Below are 11,411 nucleotides of genomic sequence, written 5' to 3'. Positions count from 1 at the left end.
AGGCTTCACCAAGAAATGTATTTTAAGATATATTTTATATATCGGCATTATCTAGGTTTTGTTGAGTTTCTTTCAATAATTCTATGAGGTAAAATTACATTCTGATCCGTAACTTCCTCTTTATTCATATATTTTGTTAACAAGCGCATAGCAACTGCACCAATATCGTACATAGGTTGTACAATTGTTGATAATGTTGGACGAACCATCGTGGCTAGTCTTGTATTATCAAAGCCAAATACTTCAATATCTTCTGGTACTTTTAAGCCCTTATCCTGAATACCATGGATTACTCCAAGTGCCATTTCATCAGAAGCAACGAAAATACCTGTAGGTGTTTTCTCCATATCCACAAGTTGCTCTGCCGCTTTAATTCCGGATTCATAAGTATAATGTTCCGTTTTAACTACATAGTCTTCATTTAACTCTGTATTACTTTCTTGTAAAGCCTTTTTATACCCAGCAAATTTTTTGCTACTGATATCTGACTCTTCCTCAGTAGTAATAAACGCTGGGTGTACTGAACCATTACTGATCAATAGGTTTGTCGCTTCATAAGCTGCTTCCTCATAATCAATATTTACTGATGGTATAGTCATAGTAGGATCGATGGTAGCAGCTAATGCAACAGGCACTGGTGACGTTTTTAACTGCTGTACGTGTTCCTCGCTAATTGTTGCTCCCATATACACAATTCCATCTACCTGCTTTTCTAGCATTGTATTTATTAATCTTAACTCTTTCTCTTTATTTTGATCAGAGTTACTTAAGATAATATTATACTTGTACATCGTTGCTATATCATCAATGCCACGCGCTAGCTCAGAAAAGAAAATGCTAGATATATCAGGGATAATAACACCTACTGTGGTTGTTTTTTTACTTGCTAGTCCACGGGCTACAGCATTTGGACGGTACCCTAAACGTTCAATTGTACTCAACACTTTCTTTCTTGTTGCAGGCTTTACATTTGGATTTCCATTAACTACCCTTGATACAGTTGCCATAGATACATTTGCTTCTCTAGCTACATCATATATTGTGACGTTCATAACATAATAACCTCCATCATTCCAATTAAAATTCGTTCTTCTTTTTACATATCATACGATACTATAACTTGTTCCGCAATGGTTCGACAATTTTCTTTTGAAAATTTTTTCATTTTACTATGTACCATATATTATTATACCAAATACTTGAAATTTTACTAACCAGATCGTCCCATTCTAGTTTTGCTTAAAATCTGTTTTCTTTTAGAATAATAATATAGAGGAAAGTGCGTTTATTTCTACAGGTGTTTTAAAGCGCAACGTTGCAGTTAGATTAGCCCATTTCTAACGGCGTGAAACTGTGTAATTAATCCAATAAACAGGAAAATACCCTTGCCATTTCTGGCAAGGGTTTGTATCGATCGTTCTTTATTTAGCTAATAATTCCTTCATGAAATTATGGAATGTTGGAATATCCATTTGCTGTGCTGAATCAGACAGCGCAACTGCAGGATCAGGGTGTACCTCGGCCATAACGCCATCCGCACCAATTGCTAAGGCAGCCTTTGCTGCAGGCAATAATAAATCTCTTCTACCTGTGGAATGCGTTACGTCTACCATGACTGGTAAGTGCGTTTCTTGCTTTAAAATAGGTACAGCTGTAATGTCTAATGTATTACGTGTTGCTTTCTCATAAGTACGAATTCCACGTTCACATAAAATGATGTTTCCATTTCCTCTTGAGTTAACATACTCAGCAGCATTAATGAAGTCCGAGATGGTTGCTGACATACCACGCTTTAATAAAACTGGTTTGTTTGTTTCTCCTGCAGCCTTTAACAATTCAAAGTTCTGCATGTTACGTGCACCGATTTGAATTACATCAATATATTCAATTGCTTTTTCAATATGAGCCGGGTTTACAATTTCACTTACAACAGCTAAGTCATATTCATCAGCAATTCGCTTTAAAATTTCTAGCCCCTCAAATCCAAGACCCTGGAAATCATAAGGGGATGTTCTAGGTTTAAAAGCACCACCGCGGATTAATTTTAACCCTTGTGATTTAATTGCTTCTGCAACTTGAGCAACTTGCTCATAGCTTTCAACTGCACATGGTCCAAAGATGAAGTGTTGGTTTCCGTCGCCGTATTTCTCACCATTTATTTCAATAACAGTGTCCTCAGGTTTTTTCTTTCTAGATACCAATAATGCTTTACTATGATCGTCTTCTTGTAGCTCAAGACCTGCTTTAAAGATTTCCTTAAACAAGTGAACTATGGTAGAATTTTCGAATGGACCATTGTTATTCTTTGTTATAAGATTTAACATATCACGCTCTCGAACGGGATCAAAACTACGATTAGCACCTTGCTTTTCCTTTACCTGACCAGTTTGTTGAACAAGCTCTGCACGCTTATTAATTAAATCCAAGATTTCTAGATTTACTTGGTCAAGTTGTGCCCGTAACTGATCCAATTGTTCATTACTCATGTAAATCCCCCTATTTCTATTTAAAGTTATTGAAAAATATGATAATTTTTTAATAATTAGGGATAATTATAGCTAAATTTTTTTCAATTGTCACCATTAAGTTATAATATTTTGTATATTCTTTAAATTAATTCATTATGAAGGGAAAAACAAAAATGGCTGAACGAATTTTTGCACTAGACATCGGTACTAGATCTGTTGTTGGTCTTCTAATTGAAAAGGTTAACAATAAATATCACCTTATTGACTATTATAGTGTAGAACATCAAGAGAGATCGATGTTAGATGGGCAGATTCATGATGTTGTTTCTGTTGCAACTGTAATAAATGAAGTAAAAGAAAGATTAGAAGAAAAACACAATATCGTACTATCTCGTGTATGTGTTGCAGCAGCTGGGCGAGCATTAAAAACTAAACGAAAAGAAATCACAAAAAATATCTCACAGCAACCATTGATGGAAAGAGAAGATATTCTGTACTTAGAACTAAGTGCAGTACAAGAGGCTCAATATGAGCTGGCAAATGAAGAAATAAATACATCAAGCGCTCATTATTATTGTGTCGGATACTCTGTTCTCCAATACCAACTTGATGGAGAAGAAATCGGATCTTTAATTGACCAACAAGGTGATACAGCACAAGTAGAAATCATTGCTACCTTTCTTCCAAAAGTTGTGGTGGAATCGTTAATCTCTGCATTAACACGTGCTGAACTAGAAATGGAAGCACTAACTCTTGAACCTATTGCAGCAATAAATGTTTTAATTCCTCAATCGATGAGACGCCTTAATGTGGCGCTTGTTGACATTGGTGCTGGAACAAGTGACATTGCACTGACAGCTGACGGTACCATTACAGCATACGGTATGGTTCCTATGGCTGGCGATGAGATCACAGAAGCCATTAGTGACCAATACTTGTTAGACTTTAATCAAGCTGAAGATGTTAAACGACAAATTACCGAAACAAGACAAGCTACTTTTTCTGATATTTTAGGATTTGAACAAACAATTGAATATGAGGAACTTGTTGAGGCAATTTCCGATTCCATTAATAGTTTAGTGGATTCCATCGCAAAAGAAATATTCTTATTAAACAATATTGCGCCCAAAGCTGTCATGTTAGTTGGAGGTGGTAGTTTGACTCCAGAACTAAGCTCACGTTTAGCAGAAAAGCTTCATTTGCCAGCAAATCGGGTTGCAATAAGAAGTGTAGATGCTATTCCATCCATTGAGAAAGCAGATCACTTACCAACTGGCCCTGAGTATATAACGCCAATTGGGATTGCAATAGCAGCAAAACAAAATCCAGTTCACTATATAAGTGTTACCGTTAATAATCGATCCGTACGATTATTTGATATGAAACAACTAACTGTTGGTGATTGTTTACTCGCTTCCGGAATTAATATAGAGAGACTTTATGGCAGACCTGGGATGGCTTACATGGTGAGTTGGAATGGTAAAGATATTACATTACCAGGTAGTTATGGAACTGCCCCAACCGTAAAACTTAATGGACAAGAGGTTACAGTAGATATATCCATTAAACACGGAGATATTCTAGAAGTTGAGAAAGGGATAAACGGAGAAGAACCACAAATAACCTTAAAAGAGCTCATTGGAGATGCTACTTCTTATCAAGTATGGTTTAATGGTGAACAACATGAATTAAAACCAACTATTTTCGTCAATAATCAGGTAAGCTATCCTGACTATGTCGTCCAAGATCATGATTCTATCAGGATGGTTAGTTCTCATAGTTTAAAAAACTTTTTAAACTTGACCAAAAACGACCAATTACTAGAAAACTTCGGTACGTTTCAAATCTGGATAAATGGTGAACAAAAAGTATTCTCTGATTACAGTATAACTATTTTAATTAACAATAAAAATGCAAACTTAGAAACTCAACTAAAGCATAACGATAGAATTACTGTTAAAACACCTGAGTATCCAACGTTACAACTACTGTTAGATAAATTAGGATTACAAGCAGATTACTCGATGCCTATTAATTATAACGGGAAACTAATTGAGTTAAAAAAACCGCTTGTTTCTGTCTATAAAGATGGATTATTACTGAATGTAGATGACTCCATTCATCCATTCGATAAACTACAATTAAAGAAATTAGACAGAACTCCTTTTATTTTCCAAGACCTATTTCGTTTTATATCATTGGATCTATCTAAAATTAAAGGAAAAGTTGAAATAAGTAGGAACGGTGAAGATACAACATTTTTTGAAGAATTAAATCCAAATGATCAGATACGAATTGAGTGGGAAGATAAGTCCAAATAAGTAAGGAGGTACAAACATTAAATGTTTGTACCTCCTTTTCACTATTTGTGATTAGCTAATAGTGCTTGTTCCGTAATCCTGTGATGAGAATCATGCCATTGCACCTTATTATCCTTAAAGTGTAAAACCTGGGGTGATTCATGCTTTATATTATATTTGTCAGCAATAGCATTAGACAGCTCCCTAGACTCTTGAACATGTAAAATATATAAAGGACTATCTACTTGATCACTGAATTTATCATACTCCTCTTTTGCTGCAGCGCTAATAGGACAAGTTAAGCTATGTTTTAATAAAGTAAGCTCTTCCTGCTCATGAACAAGCCGTTCAAATTCATCCATACTTTCAATAAGTTTAATACCCAATATAGTTCCTCCTCCTGAAAAGCAATGGTAACCTAACCCAATATGAACCATAATATAAAAAACCACTGAACACTTATAGCATTCAGCAGTTTTAAAAATATATTTATATTTTGTTCTGGTTTTCAAATTCCTCAGCTGCTTTTTCAATAGCTTGCGCAACCTCTTCAGCAGCTTTTTCCGGATCAGAGTTTTCACTAGTTACTTTATCTTGGAAGTTTTTGGTTGCATCCTTAACTCTACTTCCAATATCCTGTGATTTTTCAGAAAAAGTCTGTCCTAATTGTGTAGAGGTTTCCATTGCATAATCCTTCCACTCAGAACCTTTCTCGTAAGCAACATCTTTCCATTCACTAGCTCGATCTCTAACATAAGAAGCTCCTTGGTTTAGATCTCCTCGTAGCTCTTTACCTGATTTAGGTGCAAATAATAATGCCATAGATGCTCCCACAATACCGCCTATTAATGAACCAATTAAAAAGTCCTTACTATTAATGTTCTGTGATTGATCATCTCTGTTACTCATTATAAATTCCTCCCAATTAGTGATTATATTTATCTGTTGGATTCCTGCTTTCTTTTCTTCCAGAACTCCAATAGTATAGTACCCCATTTTACTGCCTGAGCTGTTGTATCTTTATTTTGTTCGGTAACTGATGTTATATTATTGGTAATACCTCTCAGAGATTGATTGAACTCCTGAACTGTCTCACCTATCCCCTTTATACCATCAACCAATGTATTCATACGTTGTGATTTCTCACTTACGTCTTCGGCAAGTTTATTTGTCTTATTTAATAATGCAGTCGTTTCAATCGTTATACCTTCCATTTGTCTTTCAAGTCCCTCTAACGTATCAGCCACATTTGCCATTGTCCTTCTCGTTTCTTTAAGTACTTTGGCTATGTATATAACAAGAACGGCAAATGCAATAGCAACTATTAATGCTGCGATGTAAAGTAATATTATCATTCTACTTTGGTCACTCCTTCTTTGATAACCGTGCTTTGACTGATATCTAATTTTTACCCTATTATGACATTTTTAAACCTCATGACTATGTTAATCTCTGCGTCTAAATAGAACTTTATTCAGAAAACACGCGTTTTTCTTAGTCAATATTAAAAAAAGTCTATAGAAAAAGGGAAGGTTTTCCCTTCCCTAAAACTATTCTATATAAATTAATGAAAATCCTTCCAAGATCTATCACTAATTTCTTCAACTTGCTAATTCTTAAGTTTTTCCTCATATGCATTTTGGAATTTTTGTATATCTCCAGCTCCCATAAAAATGAGTACACTATCTGTATATTCCCTTAAAACATTCGTTTCATCCAATTGTAAAAGATTACAGTTATCGATTAATACTTGTAAATCATTAATCGTTAACTTTCCATTATCTTCACGAGCTGAACCAAAAATATCACAAAGGTACACGTGATCAGCTTTGCTAAGACTTGAGGCAAATTCCTTGAGAAACGTTTTGGTCCTAGTATACGTATGAGGTTGAAAAATGGCAACAATTGATTTTCCTGGATATTTCTTCTGGGCAGATTCTATTGTTGCTTCAATTTCTCTTGGATGATGGGCATAATCATCAATTAAAATTTGATCCCCAATAGTTTTTTCAGTAAATCTTCGTTTCACTCCCTGGAAGGAGCTAATTTTTTTAATATTTACTGCTTCCATTCCTTCATAATGACATAAAGCAATTACAGCCAATGCATTTAGAACATGATGGTTCCCATAGTTAGGAATAGTAAAGGAATCATAATAATTATTACGAACAAATACATCAAATGTTGTTCCATTATGACTTTCTGCAACGTTCTTAGCTTGAAAATCATTCGTATCAGCAAATCCATAATATAATACTGGGACCTTTGCCTGGATGCGTTGTAAATGTTCATCATCACCACACGCAATAATTCCCTTCCTTACATTTTCTGCCATTTGTTGAAAGGAATTGAAAACGTCGTCAATACTTGAAAAGTAATCAGGGTGATCAAAATCAATGTTGGTCATAATTGCATAGTCTGGTTTATAAGCAAGAAAATGTCTTCTATATTCGCACGCTTCGAATACAAAGTATTCACTATTTTCATGACCTTGACCAGATCCATCTCCAATCAAATAGGAAATAGGATAGGTTTGATTTAATACATGAGCCAATAAGCCTGTTGTAGATGTTTTACCATGAGCACCAGTCACCGCTACACTAGTGTATTTTTCTAACCATTCCCCTAGAAATTCGTGATAACGGTAAAAGGGTAACCCTTGTCGTTTCGCTTCTTGAATTTCTTCATGCTCATCATTAAATGCATTACCTGCAATAATGGTTAATCCTTCTTTGATGTTATTCTTTGAAAAAGGAAAAATAGGAATGTTCTTTTCTTCAAGTGTTGCTTGTGTAAAGAATACTTTTTCTATATCAGACCCTTGTACGGTTTCACCTGAATCTTTTAAGATCTGTGCTAGTGCACTCATTCCTGTTCCTTTTATACCAATAAAATGGTAAGTTGTCATAAACCCGAACCTCCAAAATGAGTGATTTTTCTGTCTCTTTTTATATCACTCTAGGTTAACTATTTAATTATTATAGCAAATCTAAACAAATTGGTGAATATAATCCTTTGTATATTCAATCATTATTTTTTCAACCAATATACTCTACTTTCTTTAGGCGGGGATTAGGACGAAATTGTCTTCCATCTTTTGCCTCTGCCCTTCCATTTAATAATACATTATCTCCTGTAAAACCGATACTTATATCAAGTAAATTTCTTCCAACACCATAAATGTCGACCGGAACTTTTTGTTCTTCATATTCTCTTATTCGTTTTTCGGTAAACCCTCCACTTACGATAATTTTAACATGCGTAAATCCTTCTTCATCTAAGGATCTTCTTAATGCGAAAACTAACTCTGGATTTACCCCTCTAGGATCAAACGTCCCCATTATATGTTGATTCCTTAAAAAGTATTTATCTACCATGTTTTTTGAAGTATCAATTCTTACCCCTTTTAATTTACTTCCAAACTCCCTAGCTACCTTTAAAGAATCCGTGATAACATCGTTGTTATAATCCACAAGTACGGTTAATTCGTCGTTCGGAAATACCTCATGGTAGGCCTTAGCTGCTGCAACAACATCACCTTTAAACATTTGAATCATAGCATGAGGCATTGTTCCCATTCCATGCTTCCCCCACCATTCGTTCATGGCATGTGTAGCTTGAGCAGTTGAACCTCCAATAAACGCCGCATAACCATCACCAGCCTGCTGCGTATAATGGTCGTCACGGTCCCCCATAAAGATAACAGGTTTTTGCTTCCCAGACACTCTCGCGGCTTTAACTACATTATATACATTCGTTGCAACAGATGTTCTTCTAGCTAAAATCCCATCAATAATACCTTCAAGAAAACCGAATGATTGATAAGATCCAGTTATAGTCAAAACCGTTTCAAATGGGCTAATTTTTTCTCCATCCTTTAGTGAATGAATCTCTAAATCTTCTGGTTTCTCTGCAAAGGTATGTAACAATGCGATAACTTCGTCTGTTCCACAGAGAACAGCATTATCCTTCTGAAAGAACTGCATCGTGATTCGGTTATCAGGAACAAGCTTTTCGGCTATCTCTTTTGTTTTAAGAAAATAAACTGCAGAAAACCATCCTTCTTTAACCCTTTCATCAAATTTAAACGTCTCATTAGTTAAACGCTCTATTTCGCCATTTAATTTTTTAGTTATTTCTTTCATTTTGTTTACTCCTTAAGTCCTAGTAGTTCAATCACCTTTGTCTATCATATAAGAACGACCATGGTTCGACAAGTATTTACATACAAACTACTATACTATAATTATGATAAAGTAAAAAAGCCTTGCCATCTTTCATGGCAAGGACAATGCACTGTATCAGTTAAATCCACTATTTTTTTAGTTATTATCGTAGTAAGATTCCAGGTCTGCGCTTGTGATTAACACATCTCTTGGCTTACTCCCCTTTTGTTCAGAGATAATATTTTTGGCTTCCATCGAATCTATTAATCTAGCTGCTCGATTATAGCCAATTTTAAAGCGTCGTTGTAAGAGTGAAGCACTTGCCCCATTATGAGAAACTACAAAGTCAACCGCTTCTTCATATAAATCATCTTCCTCTTCTTCCACATGAATTTGCTTTAATAACTGTTCTTGTTCAAATAAATATTGTGGTGGTGCTGTTCTTTTGACATAATTCGTGATTCTTTCAATTTCGTCATCAGATACAAAGGCGCCCTGTATTCGTAAAGATTGCCCTGCACCATTCTCTACAAATAACATATCCCCTTTGCCTAATAATTTCTCCGCTCCACTGGAATCAATAATCGTTCTTGAATCGACCTGAGAGGATACGCTAAAAGCAATTCTAGTTGGAATATTGGCCTTGATTAATCCTGTAATAACATCAACCGATGGCCGTTGCGTCGCAAGCAGGAGGTGAATCCCACATGCTCTTGCCTTTTGAGCAATCCTACAAATAGCATCCTCGACATCTTGAGGAGAAACCATCATTAAATCTGCTAATTCATCAATGACGATAACTAAATAAGGTAATTTTTCTTCTTTACGATGTTGCGCAAGCATCTTCTGATTGTACCGTTCAATGTCACGTGCCCCTTCTGCAACAAATTTTTCATATCGTTCTTCCATTTCAGCTACAGCCCACTTAAGAGCAGAAGTTGCTGCTTTAACATCAGTTATTACTGGTGCAACTAAGTGTGGTAGGTCATTGTATGGAGCTAACTCAACCATTTTAGGATCAATTAATAAGAAGCGGACGTCTTCATGGCTTGCCTTGTACAGTAAACTTACTAGGATCGTATTGATACAGACGCTTTTACCTGATCCAGTTGCTCCTGCTATTAGTCCATGTGGCATCTTCTTTAAATCTGTGATGATAGGATTTCCTGCAATGTCTAACCCAAGTGCAACACTTAGAGGTGATCTATCGTCACGGAATGAATCCGTATCAAATATCTCTTGTAATACAACTGGTTGTGCTTTCAAATTAGGAACCTCTATGCCAATCGTGTTCTTTCCTGGTATTGGTGCTTCCATTCTAATGTCTCTTGCTGCCATATTCAGCTTAATATCATCACTTAAATTTTTGATTTTACTTACCTTAACCCCTGGCTCTGGCTGAATTTCAAACCTAGTTACAGATGGTCCCTGCATAGCATTTACCACTTTAGCTCCTACATGGAAGTGCTTCAAGGTCGTTTGCAGCAATTCTATCTGTTGACTTACCCAATTTGTGTCTTCCACTGATTTTTCTGTTCGATCATTTAATAAATGAATGGGAGGTTTAAAGGCTTGCGAAGTATATGTAATTCGAGTATTACTTGAATCTGAGTTATCTTTACTTCGTATCTGATTTTTTTTGTCACGTGGAGTCATAAAGACATTAAAAGGTACTGCTTTTCTACTACCTTCTATACTAGTTTTGTCTATTTCGGATTGAAAAGAATTATTGTTATTTTCTCTCTCAACTGGATGGACATCAATGTTAGGCGGTTTTTCTTCATCCCCTAAATGTTCCAATTCGGTATTTTCAACGAGTTCAGTCTCCACGGGTTGATGTGTTTTTTCAATCTGTGTCACCTGTTGTATCACTTCTCTATTATCTTGTATCTTAGAATCAACTACCTGATTAGTTGTTTCCGTGATATCATCTATTCGTGCAAATTGTTCCTCCTTTTGCTTTAAAGGAGAAGCAAATTCTTCTCTTACTGTATCCTTTCTTAAGAAGGCAGGTACCTCTATTGATTTCTCCATTGATGGCCTACTATGAAATCCATATACAGGGGACGGGACATCAGTAGCTTTAAAAGGCTTACGCTCTTGTGGTTGATCATAGTTCTTTTCTTTCCTTTTATCTTCTACATCCAAGTTTTGTTCTCGTAGCTGTCTAGCATTCGAACGACGGCGTTCCATTCTTTGATTATTAGATTCCCTCTTAACAGGAGCTTCAGCACGATAGGGGTAGTTTATTTTCCGATCGCTTGGATATTGATAGGAAATCCTAGTCTCAATCCCTTTATTTTGATCTAATGCGATTGATTGTTCAACATCCTGCTTTTTAGGTATTTCTTCTACATGGTCCGTTTCAAATATCCGCACTAGTCTTTGCTTAATATGCTCCCACATGTTTGTTCACTCTCTCTATTTCTTAAGATATTCTTATTCTATCAGTTTTCTAGTTGATGTGAATACTTAAA

The 11,411-nt window shown here is 35.6% G+C and carries 9 protein-coding genes; 1 reads left to right on the top strand and 8 read right to left on the bottom strand.

What is annotated here, in order from left to right; translation table 11 throughout:
* Positions 1-47: 47 nt before the first annotated feature.
* Entirely contained in the window at positions 48-1,052 is a 1,005-nt protein-coding gene (ccpA, locus tag H7K77_RS13360) for a catabolite control protein A (RefSeq protein WP_186578353.1), read from the bottom strand.
* Positions 1,053-1,421: 369 nt separating this feature from the next.
* The gene (locus tag H7K77_RS13355; RefSeq protein ID WP_186578352.1) at positions 1,422-2,486 is read right to left on the bottom strand and encodes a bifunctional 3-deoxy-7-phosphoheptulonate synthase/chorismate mutase; all 1,065 of its coding nucleotides are present in this window, start codon (positions 2,484-2,486) and stop codon (positions 1,422-1,424) included.
* A 155-nt stretch (positions 2,487-2,641) separates the two neighbouring features.
* Here H7K77_RS13355 and pilM point away from each other — a divergent pair, with 155 nt between their 5' ends.
* Positions 2,642-4,789 carry a cell division protein FtsA gene (gene pilM, locus H7K77_RS13350; RefSeq protein WP_186578351.1) on the top strand — a complete coding sequence of 716 codons (2,148 nt, stop codon included), beginning with the start codon at positions 2,642-2,644 and terminating at the stop codon, positions 4,787-4,789.
* Between the two features lie 41 nt (positions 4,790-4,830).
* Here the strand turns inward: pilM and ytxJ are convergent, their stop codons facing one another.
* The 6 genes from ytxJ to H7K77_RS13320 all read right to left on the bottom strand — a co-directional run bounded on the left by ytxJ (position 4,831) and on the right by H7K77_RS13320 (position 11,313).
* Positions 4,831-5,154 (bottom strand): bacillithiol system redox-active protein YtxJ, encoded by a 324-nt coding sequence (ytxJ, locus tag H7K77_RS13345; protein ID WP_186578350.1) that lies wholly within the window; start codon positions 5,152-5,154, stop codon positions 4,831-4,833.
* A gap of 103 nt (positions 5,155-5,257) precedes the next feature.
* The gene (locus H7K77_RS13340; protein WP_186578349.1) at positions 5,258-5,677 is read right to left on the bottom strand and encodes a YtxH domain-containing protein; all 420 of its coding nucleotides are present in this window, start codon (positions 5,675-5,677) and stop codon (positions 5,258-5,260) included.
* Between the two features lie 29 nt (positions 5,678-5,706).
* Positions 5,707-6,123: a DUF948 domain-containing protein gene (locus H7K77_RS13335; protein ID WP_186578348.1), complete on the bottom strand. Its 417-nt coding sequence runs from the start codon at positions 6,121-6,123 to the stop codon at positions 5,707-5,709.
* Between the two features lie 254 nt (positions 6,124-6,377).
* A complete protein-coding gene (gene murC, locus H7K77_RS13330) occupies positions 6,378-7,676 on the bottom strand; it encodes a UDP-N-acetylmuramate--L-alanine ligase (RefSeq protein WP_186578347.1) in 1,299 nt (432 codons plus the stop codon).
* 130 nt (positions 7,677-7,806) lie between these two features.
* Positions 7,807-8,913 carry a nicotinate phosphoribosyltransferase gene (locus H7K77_RS13325; RefSeq protein WP_186578346.1) on the bottom strand — a complete coding sequence of 369 codons (1,107 nt, stop codon included), beginning with the start codon at positions 8,911-8,913 and terminating at the stop codon, positions 7,807-7,809.
* A gap of 177 nt (positions 8,914-9,090) precedes the next feature.
* Positions 9,091-11,313, bottom strand: a complete 2,223-nt coding sequence (locus tag H7K77_RS13320; protein WP_328701121.1) for a DNA translocase FtsK — start codon at positions 11,311-11,313, stop codon at positions 9,091-9,093.
* Between the last annotated feature and the right edge of the window lie 98 nt (positions 11,314-11,411).

This window comes from Aquibacillus kalidii (assembly GCF_014280935.1).
Classification (GTDB): domain Bacteria; phylum Bacillota; class Bacilli; order Bacillales; family Amphibacillaceae; genus Aquibacillus_D; species Aquibacillus_D kalidii.
Note: the sequence above shows the minus strand (reverse complement) of the source record. Positions and strands in the feature narration are given on the sequence as shown.

Coding starts and splice junctions, on each gene's coding strand:
- pilM (WP_186578351.1), top strand. CDS start 2,642: ATGGCTGAACGAATTTTTGCACTAGACATCGGTACTAGATCTGTTGTT.
- ccpA (WP_186578353.1), bottom strand. CDS start 1,052: ATGAACGTCACAATATATGATGTAGCTAGAGAAGCAAATGTATCTATG.
- murC (WP_186578347.1), bottom strand. CDS start 7,676: ATGACAACTTACCATTTTATTGGTATAAAAGGAACAGGAATGAGTGCA.
- H7K77_RS13340 (WP_186578349.1), bottom strand. CDS start 5,677: ATGAGTAACAGAGATGATCAATCACAGAACATTAATAGTAAGGACTTT.
- H7K77_RS13325 (WP_186578346.1), bottom strand. CDS start 8,913: ATGAAAGAAATAACTAAAAAATTAAATGGCGAAATAGAGCGTTTAACT.
- H7K77_RS13335 (WP_186578348.1), bottom strand. CDS start 6,123: ATGATAATATTACTTTACATCGCAGCATTAATAGTTGCTATTGCATTT.
- H7K77_RS13355 (WP_186578352.1), bottom strand. CDS start 2,486: ATGAGTAATGAACAATTGGATCAGTTACGGGCACAACTTGACCAAGTA.